At 71.7% G+C, this 15,964-nt stretch carries 16 protein-coding genes; 8 read left to right on the forward strand and 8 right to left on the reverse strand.

Going from position 1 to position 15,964, the window contains the following annotated elements:
- Nucleotides 1-13: 13 nt before the first annotated feature.
- Genes ptsP through dhaK form a run of 3 tightly spaced genes read right to left on the reverse strand, consistent with a single transcriptional unit; the run spans nt 14 to nt 4,178 of the window.
- Nucleotides 14-2,503 (reverse strand): phosphoenolpyruvate--protein phosphotransferase, encoded by a 2,490-nt coding sequence (gene ptsP, locus BKA02_RS02185; RefSeq protein WP_179430867.1) that lies wholly within the window; start codon nt 2,501-2,503, stop codon nt 14-16.
- Entirely contained in the window at nt 2,500-3,135 is a 636-nt protein-coding gene (gene dhaL, locus BKA02_RS02190) for a dihydroxyacetone kinase subunit DhaL (RefSeq protein ID WP_179430869.1), read from the reverse strand. The genes ptsP and dhaL overlap by 4 nt, the downstream gene beginning before the upstream one ends.
- Before the next feature lie 47 nt (nt 3,136-3,182).
- Entirely contained in the window at nt 3,183-4,178 is a 996-nt protein-coding gene (gene dhaK, locus BKA02_RS02195; protein WP_179430871.1) for a dihydroxyacetone kinase subunit DhaK, read from the reverse strand.
- 150 nt (nt 4,179-4,328) lie between these two features.
- On the opposite strand from dhaK, the gene BKA02_RS02200 reads away from it, so the two are divergent.
- The 7 genes from BKA02_RS02200 to BKA02_RS02230 all read left to right on the forward strand — a co-directional run bounded on the left by BKA02_RS02200 (nt 4,329) and on the right by BKA02_RS02230 (nt 9,831).
- On the forward strand, nt 4,329-5,096 hold the full coding sequence (locus tag BKA02_RS02200; protein WP_179430873.1) for an IclR family transcriptional regulator: 768 nt from the start codon (nt 4,329-4,331) through the stop codon (nt 5,094-5,096).
- Nucleotides 5,097-5,219: 123 nt separating this feature from the next.
- Nucleotides 5,220-6,182, forward strand: a complete 963-nt coding sequence (paaA, locus tag BKA02_RS02205) for a 1,2-phenylacetyl-CoA epoxidase subunit PaaA (RefSeq protein WP_370467887.1) — start codon at nt 5,220-5,222, stop codon at nt 6,180-6,182.
- Entirely contained in the window at nt 6,182-6,478 is a 297-nt protein-coding gene (gene paaB, locus BKA02_RS02210) for a 1,2-phenylacetyl-CoA epoxidase subunit PaaB (RefSeq protein WP_179430877.1), read from the forward strand. The genes paaA and paaB overlap by 1 nt, the downstream gene beginning before the upstream one ends.
- On the forward strand, nt 6,475-7,299 hold the full coding sequence (gene paaC, locus BKA02_RS02215; RefSeq protein WP_343045319.1) for a 1,2-phenylacetyl-CoA epoxidase subunit PaaC: 825 nt from the start codon (nt 6,475-6,477) through the stop codon (nt 7,297-7,299). Before paaB ends, paaC begins: the two co-directional genes overlap by 4 nt.
- A 14-nt stretch (nt 7,300-7,313) precedes the next feature.
- Nucleotides 7,314-7,832, forward strand: coding sequence for a 1,2-phenylacetyl-CoA epoxidase subunit PaaD (paaD, locus tag BKA02_RS02220; protein ID WP_370467891.1), 519 nt, complete (start codon nt 7,314-7,316; stop codon nt 7,830-7,832).
- Nucleotides 7,832-9,043: a 1,2-phenylacetyl-CoA epoxidase subunit PaaE gene (paaE, locus tag BKA02_RS02225; RefSeq protein ID WP_179430879.1), complete on the forward strand. Its 1,212-nt coding sequence runs from the start codon at nt 7,832-7,834 to the stop codon at nt 9,041-9,043. Before paaD ends, paaE begins: the two co-directional genes overlap by 1 nt.
- Before the next feature lie 17 nt (nt 9,044-9,060).
- The gene (locus tag BKA02_RS02230) at nt 9,061-9,831 is read left to right on the forward strand and encodes an enoyl-CoA hydratase/isomerase family protein (protein ID WP_179430882.1); all 771 of its coding nucleotides are present in this window, start codon (nt 9,061-9,063) and stop codon (nt 9,829-9,831) included.
- 27 nt (nt 9,832-9,858) lie between these two features.
- On the opposite strand, the gene BKA02_RS02235 is transcribed toward BKA02_RS02230, so the two are convergent.
- Nucleotides 9,859-10,368: a phosphoribosyltransferase gene (locus tag BKA02_RS02235; RefSeq protein ID WP_179430884.1), complete on the reverse strand. Its 510-nt coding sequence runs from the start codon at nt 10,366-10,368 to the stop codon at nt 9,859-9,861.
- Nucleotides 10,369-10,578: 210 nt separating this feature from the next.
- Here BKA02_RS02235 and BKA02_RS02240 point away from each other — a divergent pair, with 210 nt between their 5' ends.
- Nucleotides 10,579-12,288: a thiamine pyrophosphate-binding protein gene (locus BKA02_RS02240; RefSeq protein WP_179430886.1), complete on the forward strand. Its 1,710-nt coding sequence runs from the start codon at nt 10,579-10,581 to the stop codon at nt 12,286-12,288.
- Nucleotides 12,289-12,318: 30 nt separating this feature from the next.
- On the opposite strand, the gene BKA02_RS02245 is transcribed toward BKA02_RS02240, so the two are convergent.
- The 4 genes from BKA02_RS02245 to BKA02_RS02260 are packed head-to-tail and all read right to left on the reverse strand — an operon-like array spanning nt 12,319 to nt 15,833.
- Nucleotides 12,319-12,939, reverse strand: a complete 621-nt coding sequence (locus BKA02_RS02245; RefSeq protein WP_343045320.1) for a response regulator — start codon at nt 12,937-12,939, stop codon at nt 12,319-12,321.
- Nucleotides 12,936-14,108, reverse strand: coding sequence for a sensor histidine kinase (locus tag BKA02_RS02250; RefSeq protein ID WP_179430889.1), 1,173 nt, complete (start codon nt 14,106-14,108; stop codon nt 12,936-12,938). Before BKA02_RS02250 ends, BKA02_RS02245 begins: the two co-directional genes overlap by 4 nt.
- A gap of 10 nt (nt 14,109-14,118) precedes the next feature.
- A complete protein-coding gene (locus BKA02_RS02255; protein ID WP_179430891.1) occupies nt 14,119-14,874 on the reverse strand; it encodes an ABC transporter permease in 756 nt (251 codons plus the stop codon).
- 2 nt (nt 14,875-14,876) lie between these two features.
- Nucleotides 14,877-15,833, reverse strand: coding sequence for an ABC transporter ATP-binding protein (locus BKA02_RS02260; protein ID WP_179430893.1), 957 nt, complete (start codon nt 15,831-15,833; stop codon nt 14,877-14,879).
- Nucleotides 15,834-15,964: the final 131 nt, after the last annotated feature.

Consider the following 15,964-nt stretch of genomic DNA (forward strand, 5'->3'; position numbering starts at 1 on the left):
CCGTTCCGTGTCGTCATGACGACGCCGCTTCCAGCGCCTCCCTCGCGGCGGCGCGCGCGGCATCGGCCGTCGGGGCGGAGACCGCGGCCTCGGCGGCACGACGGCAGTCGTCGATGCTCACGCGGGCCAGCGCGTCCGCCACGCGATCCAGCGCGCGCGGTGTCATCGACAGGCTCGTGACCCCGAGGCCCACGAGCACCGGTGCGAGCGACGCGTCACCGCCCGCCTCACCGCACACTCCCACCGATCTCTCGGCGGCACGCCCCGCATCGCCGACGAGGCGGATCAGTCGCAGCACGGCCGGCTGCCACGGGTCGTTGAGGTCGCCGAGCTCGGCCGAGAGGCGGTCGGCGGCCATCGTGTACTGGGCGAGATCGTTCGTGCCCAGGCTCACGAAGTCGACGACGTCGAGGATCTCTGCGGCCAGCAGCGCCGCCGCCGGCGTCTCGATCATCACGCCCGAGCGGGCGATCCCCGCACGTCGGCACGCCTCCGCGAAAGCGCGGGCCTCGTCGACGGTCGCGACCATCGGCGCCATGACGTCGACGCGCGCGTTCTCGGCCTTGGCGGCCACCGCGATCGCGGAGAGCTGGTCGGCGAGCAGCTCGGGATTGCCCTGGGCGACGCGCAGCCCCCGCACGCCGAGTGCCGGGTTCTCCTCGTGCTCGGCCGTCGCGAACGGCAGCGGCTTGTCGGAGCCCGCGTCGAGCGTGCGCACGACCACCCGCTTTCCCGAGAACGGCGCGAGCACGGCGCGGTAGGCGGCGACCTGCTCGACGACGGTCGGCGCATCCTGCCGGTCGAGGAAGCAGAACTCGGTGCGGAACAGCCCCACGCCCTCGGCGCGCGCCTCGGCGGCGGCCTGCGCGTCCGCGGCGCCTCCGACGTTGCCGAGCAGAGTCACGGCCTGCCCGTCGGAGAGACGCCCGCGCCCGTCGAAGGCGGGAATGTCCGCCTCGGCGGCGGCGAGCGCGACCTGCTCGTCGGAGGGATCCAGCTGCACCGCGCCGCTCGTGCCGTCGACGAGCACCGTCGTGCCGGACGGGATGCGCGTGGCGCCGGCCGCGCCGACTACGGCGGGGATGCCGAGGGCGCGCGCGATGATCGCGGTGTGCGATGTCGGCCCGCCCTGCTCGGTCACGAGAGCGACGCACGCGCTCGCGCCGAGGCCGGCGGCATCGGCGGGAGCGAGGTCGGTCGCGGCGAGCACGAACGGCTCTGCGCGATCGGGAACCCCTGGCAGCTCGGCGCCGAGCAGCTGCGCGATGATACGGTCGCGGACATCGCGCACATCGGCCACGCGCTCGGCCATGCGGCCGCCCAGCGCGGCCAGCGCATCCGTCTGCTCGGCGGAGGCCTCCCACACGGCGCGCGCCGCGGTGATCCCCGTGCTGCGCACCCGCTCGACGGCGGATGCGGCCAGTTCTGGGTCTTCGGCCATGGCCGTCGTCGCCTCGAGGATCGCCTTCGGCTCGCCCGTGGCGGCCTCGGCGCGGGCGCGCAGCTGCGCGGCGACGGCGGATGCAGCGGTCTGGATGCGCGCCGCCTCGGCATCGCGCTCGCCCTCGGCGATCGACGGCTGCGCAGAGGGTTCGGACAGCGCGGGAGCGAGGAGCACGACGGGGGCGACGACGCGACCCGCGCTGACCCCGCGGCCGGTGAGCGCCGATCCTGCGGCGAGCGGCGAGGTCTCCTGCGGGGACGACGGCGCCGCGGGCGGTGCGGGCGGCTCAGAAGCGGCCCCCGCCTGCGCGGCCGGAGCCGACCCGTCCAGTTCGCCGAAGCCGTCGTCGAACAGCGAGGCGACGCGGTCGAGCGCTGCCTCGTCCGTGCCACTGAGTTCGACCTCGTCGCCCTGGCGGGCGCCGAGCACGAGCAGGCGCATCATGCTCGCCGCGGGTGACTCGGGCCCATCGGGCAGTCGGCGCACGCGCACGTCGGCGCCGGCGGCGGCTTCGGCGATCAGCGCCGCGGGACGCGCGTGCATGCCCTGCGGGTTGCGCACCGTGACGATGCGCGTGCCCGGTGCCGCCGGTACCGGTGCCTCGGCGGGCGGCTCCGCGGCGCCCTGCCCGACCGGACCCGTCTCCTCGAGCTGCCCGTTCTTGGCCTGCAGCGCGCGACGCGCCTCGTCGGCCGCCTGATCCAAGGTGCCGCCCGTCGACGCCGTGACGGTCGCCGCGAGCAGGCCCTCCACGAACGGGGCGGGCACGAGCCGCACCGGCACCTCGCTCGTGCGCAGCTCGAGGGCGAGCTCGGCGCTCATCACCGCCGAACCGAGATCCATGAGCACGAGCACCCCCTCGGTCTGCTCCGCCAGCTCATCGATCGCGGCGGCCACGGCCGTGGCATCCGTGCCGAGGATGGGAGCACCCTCCGGATCGCTCCCCGCCCCGGCTGCCGCGCGCACCGGGGCGCCCTCGCCGGGCACCATCTGGCCGGCGAGCTCGATCGCCGCCTCGGCCAGTCGTGCACTGTGCGAGACGGCGACGATGCCGATCATCCGGCGACCGCGTCGGCAAGGGTCTCGAACAGCAGCGTGGTCGAGGCCGCGCCCGGATCGAGATGGCCGGCGCTGCGCTCGCCCAGGTAGCTCGCGCGCCCCTTGCGGGCGACCAGCGGCGTCGTCGCGTCGCGACCCGTCGCGGCGGCATCCGCCGCCGCGCGCACGGCGGCGGGCAGGTCGGTTCCCCCGGCGACGGCCGCGTCGTACGCGTCGAGCGCCGGTGACATGGCGTCGAACATCGTCTTGTCGCCCGCTTCCGGCTTGCCGCGCGCGACGATGCCCTCCAGTCCCGCGCGCAGTGCGGCGCCGAAGCCTGCCGCATCCAGTTCGGTCACCGCGCCCGCGGTCATCCCCATCCGGAGGAAGAAGGTGCCGTACAGCGGGCCGCTCGCGCCGCCGACCGAGCTGACGAGCGTCATCCCCGCGGTCTTGAGCAGCTCGTCGATCGTGGCGGGCGGTGCGGCGTCGATCTTCTCGATGACCGCCGCGGTGCCGCGGGCCATATTGGCGCCGTGGTCGGCGTCGCCGATCGCGGAGTCGAGCTCGGTGAGCCACTCGCGCTTGTCTGCCGCGACCGCCGCGAAGCGGTGCAGCCAATCGATGAGGGTGGTCGTGTCGATGTTCGTCATGCGGTGTCCTGTGTCGTGTGGTGGATCGGGCAACGGCCGGCGGCGGGTCAGACGCCCCAGCGCAGACCCGGGGTGTTGACCGGTGCGTCCCACAGGTCGAGCATCTCGTCGTCGGCCTTGAGCAGGGTGACCGAGCAACCCGCCATGTCGAGCGAGGTGATGTAGTCGCCGACGAGGTTGCGGGCGATGCGCACGCCCGCCTTCTCGAGCAGGGCCGCGACCTCTCCGTACATCAGGTACAGCTCGATCAGGGGCGATCCGCCCATGCCGTTGAGCATGACGATGGCCGGTGCTCCGCTGAAGTCGTGATCGTGCAGGATCGGCTCGACCAGCTGCTCGGCGATCTCCTTCGCCGGGGCCAGCGGAACACGGTGCCGACCGGGCTCGCCGTGGATGCCGACGCCGATCTCCATCTCGTCCTCGGGCAAATCGAAGGTGGGCTTGCCCGCCGCGGGCACGGTGCAGCTGGTGAGGGCCATGCCCATCGAGCGGCCCTGGCCGTTGATCTTCTCGGCCAACGCGAGCACGGCGGCGAGGTCTCGCCCCTCTTCGGCGGCAGCCCCGAGCAGCTTCTCCATGAGCACGGTGAGCCCCACGCCGCGGCGGCCCGCGGTGTACAGCGAATCCTGCACGGCCACGTCGTCGGCCACGACGACCGAGGCGACCTCGACGCCCTCGGCAGCGGCGAGCTCGGCGGCCATCTCGAAGTTCATGACGTCGCCGGTGTAGTTCTTCACGATGTGCAGCACGCCTGCACCGCGGTCGATCGCCGTCGTCGCCGCCTGCATCTGGTCCGGCGTCGGCGAGGTGAACACCGCGCCGGCGCAGGCCGCGTCGAGCATCCCGGGGCCGACGAATCCGCCGTGCAGGGGCTCGTGCCCCGAGCCGCCGCCGGAGAGGAGCGCGACCTTGCCCTGATCTTTCGGCGTCGCGCGGGTGATCACGCGCGTGTCGAAATCGACGGCGAGTTCGGGATGCGCCAGCGCGAGGCCGCGCAGCGACTCGACGAGCACGTCCTCGGGTGCGTTGATGAGCTTCTTCATACGTCCTCCTTGACGTCGTCCTCCCGAGGAAATCGGGTTAGAGATTTGGAATGCTTTTCGCTAATGTCGAATATCACGGGCTCAGGCTCGATTGTCAAGTGCGACGATCCGCTCCCCGGATTCGACGACGACACGGAGGGGAGAGCCCGCATGATCCAGTCGATCGATCGCGCCGCGCGGGTTCTCGAACTGCTCCAGGGTGCGCGGCATCTCGGCATCACCGAGCTCGCCGCGCGCCTGGAGCTGTCGCCGTCGACGGTGCACGGCATCGTCAAGTCGTTGCACGAGCACGGCTTCGTCGCCAAGGAGCGGGGCGGCCAGCGCTACATGCTCGGCCCCACGCTCCTACGCCTGAGCAATGTCTACCTCGACACCCTCGACGTGCGCGCCCGTGCCCTGCGGTGGACGCAGGAACTGTCCCGCCGCACAGGCATGGCCGTGCGGCTGGGTGCCGCGCACTTCTCCGATGTGCTCGTCATCCACCACGTGCTGCGCCCAGACGACAGCCCGCAGATGCTGGAGACCGGAATGGCCATCCCCGCGCATGCCTCGGCCATGGGCAAGGTGCTGCTCGCGCACGACCTCGGCTTCCAGCGCACCGTGTTCGCCGAGCCGCTGCGCAGCCTCACCGGCGACACCGTCACCGACCCCGCGCGCCTGGCGCTCGAGCTGCCCGGCATCGCCGATCTCGGCGCGGCGAGTGAACTCGACGAAGCTGTCATCGGCGAGTCGTCGCTGGCGGCACCGATCGGAGACGCCAGGGGCGACATCGTGGCGGCGCTGGCCGTCGTGTTCCCCTCCTCGCAGGCGCCGACCCCCGACCCCGTGCTGCAGGCGCTCCGCGAGACGGCCCGCAACATCTCGCGCGAGCTGGGCGCCACGATCTGGCCCCCGCATGTCGCCCCCGCCGACGACTGAATGCCTTCGCCTCAGCCCGACGAGATCATCGAACAGGCCCGAGGGGCCGCCCTCTCGCGCGCGTCCCTCACCCTGTGTCATAATTACTGAACGATCGGTCAGTAATTATGACAGGAGTCGATGATGACCTCCCCCGCGGACGCGCACGACGCCGACGCGCAGCGCGCCTTCGACGACCTCATCGCGAACGAGCGGCGCATCGAACCGCGCGACTGGATGCCGGAGGCCTATCGCAAGACGCTCATCCGGCAGATCAGCCAGCACGCGCACTCCGAGATCATCGGCATGCAGCCCGAGGGCAACTGGATCACCCGCGCGCCGAGCCTCAAGCGCAAGGCGATCCTCATAGCGAAGGTGCAGGACGAAGCCGGCCACGGGCTCTACCTCTACTCCGCGGCGCAGACCCTCGGCATCACGCGCGACGAGATGACCGACCAGCTCATCGACGGCCGCGCCCGCTACTCCTCGATCTTCAACTACCCCACCCCCACCTGGGCCGACATGGGCGCGATCGGCTGGCTCGTCGACGGCGCCGCCATCTGCAACCAGGTGCCGCTGTGCCGCGCCTCGTACGGCCCGTACGCCCGCGCGATGGTGCGCATCTGCAAAGAGGAGTCGTTCCATCAGCGGCAGGGGTTCGAGATCCTGCTCGCGCTCATGCAGGGGTCGCCCGAGCAGCGGGTGATGGCGCAGGATGCCGTGGACCGCTGGTACTGGCCGAGCCTGGCGATGTTCGGCCCGCCCGACGATCAGTCGCCGAACTCGGCGCAGTCGATGGCGTGGAAGATCAAGCGCTTCAGCAACGACGAGCTGCGTCGCCGTTTCGTCGGGATGCTCGTGCCGCAGGCCGAGGCGCTCGGCGTGACGCTGCCCGATCCCGACCTCCGCTACGACGCCGACCAGGGCGTGACGGCGATGGGCGAGATCGACTGGGACGACTTCTTCGCCGTGCTGCGCGGCGACGGCCCGTGCAACGCCGAGCGCATCCAGCGCCGCCGCACCGCCCACGAGGAGGGCGCGTGGGTGCGCGAGGCCGCGGCCGCCTACGCCGCGAAGCAGGCGGCGCCCCGAACGGAGGCGGCCTGATGACCGAGCCGACGACGAACCCCTGGCCGCTGTGGGAGGTGTTCGTGCGCGCGAACCGCGGACTCAGCCACGTGCACGTCGGCTCGCTGCTCGCACCCGATGCCGAGATGGCCGTGCGCAACGCGCGCGACCTGTACACGCGCCGCGGCGAGGGCGTATCGATCTGGGTGGTGCGCGCCGACGACGTCACGACGAGCGATCCCGACGCCAAAGACGCCTTCTTCGAGACCGCGGCGGGCAAGAACTACCGCCACGCCGTGTACTACACGGCATCGGAGGGGGTGCCGCACCTGTGAGCACCGCCGATGCCGCCGCGCACGTCACGGTCGAATCGCTCCGGCTGAGCGCAGAGCTCGCCGGATCGGACTCGCGCGCCCCGTCGGCCGATGTCGCCGCATACGCGCTGCGGCTGGGCGATGACGCCCTCATCCTGTCGCAGCAGCTGGGCGCGTGGATCTCGCGCGCCCCCGAGATCGAGGAGGACGTGGCCCTGGGCAACATCGCGCTCGACCTGCTCGGGCACGCCAGGGCGCTGCTGCGATACGCCGGTTCGTGGGACGGACGCACCGAAGACGATCTGGCCTACTTCCGCGACGAAGCAGAATTCCGCAGCTGCTGGCTCGTCGAGCAGCCCAACGGCGGTTTCGCCCAGACCATCGCGCGGCAGTTCGTCGCAGCGACCTTCATGGTCGAGCTCTACGCCCGACTGCGCACGAGCACGGATGCCACCCTCGCCGCCATCGCCGAGAAAGCCGCGAAAGAGGTCGACTACCACCGCGACCATGCCGTGCAATGGGTGCTGCGGCTCGCCGGCGGCACCGCGAAGTCGCGGCGACGGATGCTGCGCGCGCTGAACGACGTCTGGCCGTACGTCGACGAGCTGTTCCGCGACGATGCGCTCATCGACCGCCTCGACGGCACAGCCGTTCGCCCGTCCGAGCTGCGCGACGGGTTCGACACCGTCGTCTCGACCGTGCTCGGTGAGGCCGGGGTTCCCGTGCCCGACGTGCACCCCTCCGCCGCGGGCGGACGCAACGGTGAGCATTCCGTCTGGTTGTCGGGCATCCTCGCCGAGATGCAGGTGCTCGCCCGCCGCCACCCGGGAGCGCGCTGGTGACCGCGCCCGCCGCCATCGGCCGCCGCACCGCCCCCGGCGAGCCCTGCTCCGAACCTCGTGCCGACCGGGCCCGGAAGGTCGCGGCGCGCATCGTCGACCCGGAGATCCCCGTGCTCACGATCGACGATCTCGGCATCCTGCGCACGGTCGAGGTCGACGGCGACTGCGTGCGGGTCGACATCACCCCCACCTACAGCGGCTGCCCCGCCATCGACGCCATCCGCGACGACCTCGTGCTCGCCCTCACGGCGGCCGGCTACGCCGAGGTCGACGTGCGCCTCGTGCTCTCCCCCGCGTGGAGCACCGACTGGATCAGCGAGAAGGGCCGGCGCGCCCTGACCGCGTACGGCATCGCCCCGCCCACCGGGCGCCGCGCGGCGTCCGGTCCGATCCCGCTGCGGTTGTCGGTGCGCTGCCCGCGATGCGGCTCGCTCGACACGCGCGAGCTCTCGCGCTTCGGCTCCACAGCGTGCAAGGCGCTGTACTCCTGTGGCGCATGTCAGGAGCCGTTCGACCACTTCAAGGCGTTCTGATGAGCCTGTTCCGCCCGCCGATCGCCGCGCCGCTCGCCCGTTCCACGGCTCTCGGCGCCGCGACCCGCAGCTCCGCGACGGACGGCTCCGCGGAGTCGCCCCCGCGCCGCCGCGCCCGGTTCCACTCCCTCGCCGTCAGCCACGTGCGTCCGCTCACCGACGCCGCGATCGAGGTCTCGTTCGCCGTGCCGCCCGAGCTCGCCGACGACTACGACTACCGTCCCGGCCAGTACGTCGCGCTGCGCACGAGCCTCGACGGCGCCGAGGTGCGCCGCTCGTACTCGCTCTGCCGCCCTCCCGAGCACCGGGTCGACGGCTCGGCGGTGCTGAGCATCGCCGTCAAACGCGACGAGGGCGGCGTGTTCTCGACGTGGGCGCAGACCGGGCTCGTCGCGGGCACCCGGATCGACGTGATGAGCCCCCAGGGCACGTTCGTCTCCGCGCTCGAACGGCTCGACGGCGCGCACGTCGTCGGCATCGCGGCGGGCTCGGGGATCACCCCGCTCATGGCGCTCGCCCGCGACCTGCTCGCGGCATGCGAGTCGACCCGGTTCACCCTGCTCTACACCAACCGCGCCACGAGCGACGTGATGTTCCTCGACGATCTGTCCGACCTCAAAGACCGCTATCCGACCCGGCTCGTGCTGCATCACGTGCTTTCTCGCGAGCAGCGCACGGTGCCGGTGCTGTCCGGCCGCATCGACGAGAAGAAGCTGCGCATGATCCTCGCCGCGCTCATCCCGCCCGCCACGGTCGACGAGTGGTTCCTGTGCGGGCCGTATCCGCTGGTCGCGCTGTGCCGGCGTGTGCTCGCCGACCAGGGCGTGACCCGCGAGAACGTGCGGTTCGAGCTCTTCACGACGCCGGACTCGCCCACGACGTTGAACGCGCGCGGACAGCGGCCCACCGCGCCTCGTGCCGATGGCCCGAGCCGTCGCATCGAGCTCACCCTCGACGGGGTCTCATCCCTCGTGCGGAGCCCCGTGGATGCGCACGAGAGCGTGCTCGACGCGGCCCTGCGCGTGCGCCCCGATGCACCGTTCGCGTGTGCCGGAGGCGTATGCGGCACGTGCCGCGCCCGCCTCATCGAGGGCGACGTCGTCATGGCCGAGAACTACGCGCTCGAGCCCGACGAGATCGAACGCGGGTATGTACTCACCTGCCAGTCCCACCCCACCACCGAGCGGATCGTCGTCGACTACGACGGATGATCGGAGAGTGAGCGGCCATGATCGAGCTGACGATCGCCGACGACGTCGCCGACGTCGTGCTGAACGCGCCGGACAAGCGGAACGCCCTCGACGCCGAGGCACTGCGCGAGCTGGATGCCGCATACGCCGAGGCGGAGCAGGTGCGCGTGCGCGCCCTCGTGCTGCACGGCGAGGGCCCGTCGTTCTGCGCGGGCCGCGACATCGCCGGGGTGGATCCGGCCACCGACAACGTGCCGGGCTACCTCGACGGACTGCTCACGCCGCTGCTGCGACGCATGTCGGCCTTCCCCGCCCCCACCTTCGCCGCCGCGCACGGCGCGTGCCTGGGCGTGGGGCTCGGGCTGCTCATCGCGACGGATGTGGTGTACATCGCCGAGTCGGCGAAGATCGGCTCGCCGTTCGCGGCGCTGGGAGCGCTTCTCGACTCGGGCGGTCACGCCCTGTTCGTCGACCGGCTGGGCGCGCACCGCACCCTCGACCTCGTCTACACCGGGCGGCTGCTCACCGGCGCCGAGGCCGTCGCGGCGGGTCTTTTCTCGCGAGCGCTCCCGGACGACGAGGTGCTCGAAGCGACGCACGCCGCGGCGACGGCTGCAGCCCACGGGCCCACCCAGGCGTTCCTGGCGAGCAAGGCGCTCGTGACGCGCATCCGCGACGAGCGCCTCGCGCTGTGGGAGTCGATGGCCGTCGAGAACGCCGTGCAGGAGGCGCTGCGCGGCACCGCCGACTACCGGGAGGGCTTCGCCGCGTTCGCGCAGAAGCGCGCACCGCGGTTCACCGGGCTGTGATGCCGCGGGTCGACCCGCGACATGGGCTCATGCCGTGGGCGGCAGACCCAGATCCTCTTCGCGCACCGTGCCCCGGTAAGACCACGGGAAGTTGATCCACAGCGGGGTGTCCTTCCACGCGTAGTCGGGCTGGATGACCGTGCCCGGCTTCGTGTAGATCGTCACCGAGCGCACATCGGCGCCGCGTCCGCGCAGCAGATCGACGGCCAGGGCGAGGGTGCGCCCCGAATCGGCCACGTCGTCGACGAGCAGCACGCGACGTCCGTTCAGGTACTCCATGTCGAGTTCGGGAGGCAGCACCTCGGGCGCGTCGAGCACCGTGCCGATACCGGTGTAGAACTCCACGTTGATCGCACCGCAGTTCTTCGCCCCGAGCCCGTAGGCGATGGCGCCGGCCGGCAGCAGCCCTCCACGCGCGATGGCCACGACCACCTCCGGCACGAAGCCGCTGTCGAGAATCCGCCGTGCGAGGTCGCGCGTGGCCACCCCGAACCCATCCCACGTGAGCGTCTCGCGCCCGTCGTCTGCATCCGTCATCCCCTCATTCTCACCCATCCGCATCGCCGTCCCCGTCGCCGGCGCAGGCGCAGCGGTGCAGGCATCGACGCGGCGGTAGACTGGGGCCGTCCGGCGGTCGTGCACACACCGCCGCCGGTGCCCGAAAAAGGGGCACGCAGCCTGCGATGCCGCAGCGCGTCGCGCGAGACACATACGGAACACCACTCCTTCGTCTCGAAAGGCACGTTCATGCCGACCGTCTCCGCGCACGTCGCGCTCACCCTCGCCCAGCACGTCGACCACGTCTTCGGCCTCATGGGCAACGGCAACGCCTATTTCCTCGACGCGCTGTCCACCCAGACCGACGCCTTGTTCACCGCCGTGCGCCACGAGCAGGGCGCGGTCGTCGCCGCCGATGCGCACTACCGCGCCTCGGGGCGCATCGCCGCAGCCACCGCCACCTACGGCGCCGGGTTCACGAACACGCTCACGGCGCTCGCCGAGTCGGTGCAGGCGCGCATCCCGCTCGTGCTCGTCGTGGGCGACGAGCCGACCTCGGGCCCGCGCCCGTGGGATGTCGACCAGATCGCGCTCGCCTCGGCGGTGGGCGCGCGCACCTATACGACGGGGCGCGCGGATGCCGCGGCCACCACCGTCATCGCGATCGAGCATGCTCTCACCTACCGGGTTCCCGTCGTGCTCGCGATCCCGTACGACGTCGCGGCGCTCGAGGCCGGCGTCGTGCCCGAGGCGCCCGCGCCGCGCGTTCCCGTGGCGCTCGCCCCCGCGGGCGAGTTCGCCGACGGGATGCTCGACGAGATCGCTGCAGCGCTGCGCGGCGCCGAGCGTCCGTTCCTGCTCGCCGGGCGCGGGGCGTGGCTCGCCGGTGCAGGGGACGCACTGGGCGCCCTGGCCGATCGGGTCGGAGCCCTGACGGCATCCACCGCGCTCGGCCGGGGTGTGTTCCCCGCCGCGGAGTACGATCTCGGGGTGACGGGCGGGTTCGGCGCCGAGGGCGCCATGTCGCTCGTGCGGGAGGCCGACGTCGCGGTCGTGTTCGGCGCATCCCTCAACCAGTTCACGATGCGCTTCGGCGAGCTCTTCGCACCGGGAACGCGCGTCTTCCAGGTCGACGTGGCCCCCGCGGCGACGCACGCGCACATCGGCGGGTTCATCCGCGGCGACGCGCGGCTGGTCGCCGAAGCGCTCGTCGACCGTCTCACCTCCGCGAGAAACCCTTCTCTGCATGAGAAACCCCGCTCTAGGGGGTTTCTCATGCAGGAAGGGGTTTCTCACCGCGCGCCGTGGCGCGATGCGGATGCCGTCACCGCCGCCCGCGCGTACGCGCCCGGCAACGAGCTCGCCCCCGACGGCCGGCTCGATCCCCGCTCCGCCGCCCGCCGCATCGCCGAGCTGCTGCCCGACGACCGCGTCGTCGTCTCCGACGGCGGGCATTTCATCGGCTGGGCGAACATGTACTGGCCGGTCGCGTCGCCGGATCGGATGATCATGGTCGGCACCGCGTTCCAGTCCATCGGTCTGGGCTGGCCGAGCATCGTGGGCGCAACCAGGGCCCGACCGGAGTCGACGGTCGTGCTCACCAGCGGCGACGGCGGCGGGCTCATGGCGATCGCCGATCTCGAATCCGCCGTGCGCTCGGCCGCCGGTCGCGGGATGGCGGTGATCTGGAACGACGCCGCGTACGGCGCCGAGGTCAACCTCTACGGGCTGAAGGGGCTCGCCGAGGGGCCGATGCGCATCCCCGAGGCCGACTTCGCCGCGCTCGGCACGGCCGCCGGCGGCGAAGGCGTCGTCGTGCGCCGCCTCGAAGACCTCGACCGGCTGGGCGAATGGGCCGCGGAGGATCCCGCAGAGCGGCGCTTCCTCGTGCTCGACCTGCGCATCTCCGGCGATGTCGTGGCTCCTTACCAGCAGGAGATCATCCGCGTGAACTCCTGACCGGAACTCGACACCGACAGACATCGTGAGTCAGAGCCAGCCCTTGTCCTGAGCCATGCGCACGGCCTGAGCACGGTTGGCGGCGCCGACCTTGCCGATCGCCGACGACAGGGTGTTGCGCACGGTGCCCGCAGAGAGGAACACCTCCGCGGCGATCGCTGCGGCGCTGCGGCCGTCGGCGGCGAGTCGAAGCACCTGCCGCTCGCGTTCGCTGAGCGGATTGGCGCCTTCGAACAAGCTCGCCTCGGCGAGCGCGGGGTCGAGCACCCGCAGCCCCGCGTGCACACGCCGCACGGCATCGGCCAGCTGCTCCGCGGGAGCGTCCTTCACGACGAAGCCGTCCGCACCGGCCTCCAGCGCGGAACGCAGGTAGCCGGGTCGCGCGAAGGTCGTGACGATGAGCACCCGGGTCGCCGAGCTCGCCGCCCGCACCGCCTGCGTCGCCGCGATCCCGTCCATACCGGGCATCTGGATGTCCATGAGGCAGACGTCCGGATGCGCCTGCGCGACCACGCGCACGGCCTCCGCCCCGTCGCCGGCCGTCCCCACGACGGTGAGATCGTCTTCCAGCTCGAGCAGGGCGGCGAGCGCCCCGCGGAGCATCGCCTGATCGTCGACGACGACAAGGCGGATGGGCGTTGTGCCGCTCACCACGTCACCTCCACACGCGTGCCACCGCTCTCCGGCGCGCTGACGGCAAGGGTCGCGCCTCCCGTCGTCGCCCGCTCCCGCATCCCGCGCACCCCGTTGCCCTCCGCGCCGCCGACCCCCCGGCCGTCGTCGATCACGGCGAACGTCCCCGGCGCGATCCGCACGGTCATGGTCCGCGCGCCGGAGTGGCGCAGCACGTTCGTGGTCGCTTCGCGCAGGATCCAGCTCGCCGTGAGCGACTGCGCGGGCGACAGAGCCGCGGCATCCCCGTCGACGCGCAGCGCGATGTCGGCGGCGCCCAGGGCGTCGCGGCACGACCGCAACTGATCCGAGAGCGTCGCGCTGCGCACGCCAGCGACGGTCGCCCTGACGCCCGCGATCGCCTCCGCCGTGAGGGACTCGATGTCAGCGAGCTCGGCCTTCGCGCGTTCCGGGTCGCTGTCCATGAGGCGGCGCACGAGCTGCGCCTTGAGCTTCACGACCGTGAGGGAGTGACCGACGAGATCGTGGACGTCGCGGGCGACGGCCTCGCGCCCCTCGCTCGTGGCGAGTTCGAGCCCCAGCCGCTCCGCTTCGGCCGAGCGGATGATGAGGCTCGTCGAGACCGTGTTCACCACGCCCAGCAGCACGATGATCGCGAGAACCGATGCGTACGAGAGGCCATCGGGCAGCAGGAACACCAGCACGCCCGTGACGCTGACGCTCGCGGCCGCCGTGACCCAGTGCGCGAGCCGGTTCAGGCCGTAGGAGGCGAACGACATGATGAACGGCAGGAAGCCGACCGCGTATCCGCCGATACTGGGGATCGTCAGTGCGGCGCACGCGATCATTCCGCCGAAGGCGGCCCACTGGATGGGCCTGGGCGGATCGACGAGCCCTCCGCCGCCGAAGCTCATGCCGTTGATGAAGCCCGCGACGTAGACGACGACGAACGCCACCAGCGCCGCCCACCCCGTGACGATCCATCCCTGTGACGCCTCCGAGCGGACCAGCTGGATGAGCGGGTACGCGAGGAAGACGAGCCAGATCACGGCCATCAGCCAGCCGTAGCGCTCCCACGGCGACCCGGACCCCGGCCGGGGCCGCCGCGCGCCGGACGCCGCCCATGCCGCCGGCGCGGCGCCGGCCGCTGAGGCCGACACCGCGTCGCGGGTCACGTCTTCCGCCATGCAGTCGACCCTAGCGGCGCGACCGCGAGCGCTTGACGCCCGCCGCGACGAGCACCGCGAAGATCACGAGCCACACCACGACGTTCAGCACGACCCCCCAGAGCGGATCGGTCTGCCCCGTAGTCAGCACGCCGTCGGTCAGCGGCCAGCGGCTGAGCGCCACGAAGCCGTACAGCGGCGTGAACCGGGCGATGTCGAGCATGACGCCGTCGAGCGGGATGAAGACGTTCCCGAAGAACGCGAAGAAGGTCATCGAGATGGATGCCAGTGCCGCCGCGGAGTCGGAGTTGAAGAACAGGCCGACGCCGAGACCGAACAGGCCGTAGATGAGGCCGATGCCGAGGATGATGCCGGCCGCCGCCCACCAGCGCCAGGCGTCCGTGGCCTCCGCCCCGGTCGCGAGCCCTGCGGCGAAGACGAGAATCACGGCGAGCGCGGCGAACGAGACCGCCGTGAGCAGCTTCGTCATCGCGTACCCGGCCGTGCCGAGCGGTGTCATCGCGAGCTGGCGTCCCCAGCCCTGCTTGGCCTCGGTCGCGGCGAGCGAGGTGAGCGAGCTCATCGCGACCGCTGTGCCGTACGCCGCCATCGACACCATCACGTAGAACTTGACGTTGCCGTGTCCGGCGGAGATGTCGCCGTAGCCCATGCTCGCGCCGAACAGCAGGTACATCGCAACCGGCATCGCGAGGGTGAAGGCCAGGGTGTAGGGGTTGCGCACCTGACGCATCGCCTCGACGCGCATCATCGTGGGTGAGATGGTCATGATCAGTCCTCCGTCAGAGCCGTGAAGGCGGTTTCAAGGGTGGGGGCCGCGATCTCGAGATCGTGCGCGCCGGCGTTCAGCAGAACGGATGCCGCAGCATCCGAGTCGGCAGCACGCAGGCTCACACGGCCGGCGTCGATACGCACGTCGCCGATTCCCTCGGTCCGTTCGAGCCGGAGCACCAGCTCGTCCGCACCGCCTGCGGGGAGGTCGGCGGAGAGCGTGCGGCCGCCGAGGTTCGCACGCAGCTGTGCGGTCGGGGCGTCGGCGACGATCACTCCACGATGCATCACGACCGTGCGGCGGGCGAACTGCTCGGCCTCTTCGAGATAATGGGTGGCGAACAGGATCGTGCGTCCGGCATCTGCATCGGCGCGCATGACGTCCCAGAAATGGCGGCGGGCGGTGACGTCCATCCCCGCGGTCGGCTCGTCCAGCACGAGGATGTCAGGATCGGCCACGAGCGCGAGCGCGAACTTCACCCGCTGCTGCTCGCCGCCCGAGCACTTCGAGATGCGGCGGCGCGCGATGGGCGCCAGATCCGTGCGGTCCAGCACCGCGGGGACGCGGGCGAGGGCGTCGCCTCCGTGCAGGGATGCGATGACCTCGACGGTCTCGCGCACGCTGAGGTCGGAGAGGAGCCCACCGGTCTGCAGAACTCCGGCGATGACGCCGGCCTTCGCCGCCCGTGCGGGTCGCTGTCCGTAGACGGCCACCGATCCTGCGCTGGGATCGGTGAGTCCCAGCAGCATGTCGAGCGTGGTGGTCTTGCCCGCGCCGTTCGGCCCGAGGAGGGCGGTGATCTCGCCGCGACGGATGCTGAGGTCGATGCCGGCGACGGCCTTCACCGTGCGCTCGCCGAGACCGAAGTGCTTGTGCAGCCCTTCGATGGAGACGGCCATCTCGGACGCGTTGGTCGATGTGGATTCGTGAGTCTGCGTTTCCGCTGCTGTGCTCATGCCTCCAGCCTGGCCGCGCGGCACTCCGGAGTCCGGAGGGTGGTGTCACCTCGTTCGCATGACACGTGTCACGCGCATCCGCCCCACCGACGCCGGTTCAGGTCGCGAATCGTGCCGCTCCGGGGCCGCAA

This window comes from Microbacterium pseudoresistens (assembly GCF_013409745.1).
Classification (GTDB): Bacteria; Actinomycetota; Actinomycetes; order Actinomycetales; family Microbacteriaceae; genus Microbacterium; species Microbacterium pseudoresistens.

What these genes read in the sequence shown, in the direction of transcription:
- BKA02_RS02260 (WP_179430893.1), bottom strand. Translation starts at nt 15,833, where the DNA reads ATGAGCACAGCAGCGGAAACGCAGACTCACGAATCCACATCGACCAAC.
- ptsP (WP_179430867.1), bottom strand. Translation starts at nt 2,503, where the DNA reads ATGATCGGCATCGTCGCCGTCTCGCACAGTGCACGACTGGCCGAGGCG.
- BKA02_RS02230 (WP_179430882.1), top strand. Translation starts at nt 9,061, where the DNA reads ATGATCGAGCTGACGATCGCCGACGACGTCGCCGACGTCGTGCTGAAC.
- dhaK (WP_179430871.1), bottom strand. Translation starts at nt 4,178, where the DNA reads ATGAAGAAGCTCATCAACGCACCCGAGGACGTGCTCGTCGAGTCGCTG.
- BKA02_RS02200 (WP_179430873.1), top strand. Translation starts at nt 4,329, where the DNA reads ATGATCCAGTCGATCGATCGCGCCGCGCGGGTTCTCGAACTGCTCCAG.
- BKA02_RS02235 (WP_179430884.1), bottom strand. Translation starts at nt 10,368, where the DNA reads ATGACGGATGCAGACGACGGGCGCGAGACGCTCACGTGGGATGGGTTC.
- paaA (WP_370467887.1), top strand. Translation starts at nt 5,220, where the DNA reads ATGACCTCCCCCGCGGACGCGCACGACGCCGACGCGCAGCGCGCCTTC.
- dhaL (WP_179430869.1), bottom strand. Translation starts at nt 3,135, where the DNA reads ATGACGAACATCGACACGACCACCCTCATCGATTGGCTGCACCGCTTC.
- paaB (WP_179430877.1), top strand. Translation starts at nt 6,182, where the DNA reads ATGACCGAGCCGACGACGAACCCCTGGCCGCTGTGGGAGGTGTTCGTG.
- BKA02_RS02255 (WP_179430891.1), bottom strand. Translation starts at nt 14,874, where the DNA reads ATGACCATCTCACCCACGATGATGCGCGTCGAGGCGATGCGTCAGGTG.
- paaE (WP_179430879.1), top strand. Translation starts at nt 7,832, where the DNA reads ATGAGCCTGTTCCGCCCGCCGATCGCCGCGCCGCTCGCCCGTTCCACG.
- BKA02_RS02240 (WP_179430886.1), top strand. Translation starts at nt 10,579, where the DNA reads ATGCCGACCGTCTCCGCGCACGTCGCGCTCACCCTCGCCCAGCACGTC.
- BKA02_RS02250 (WP_179430889.1), bottom strand. Translation starts at nt 14,108, where the DNA reads ATGGCGGAAGACGTGACCCGCGACGCGGTGTCGGCCTCAGCGGCCGGC.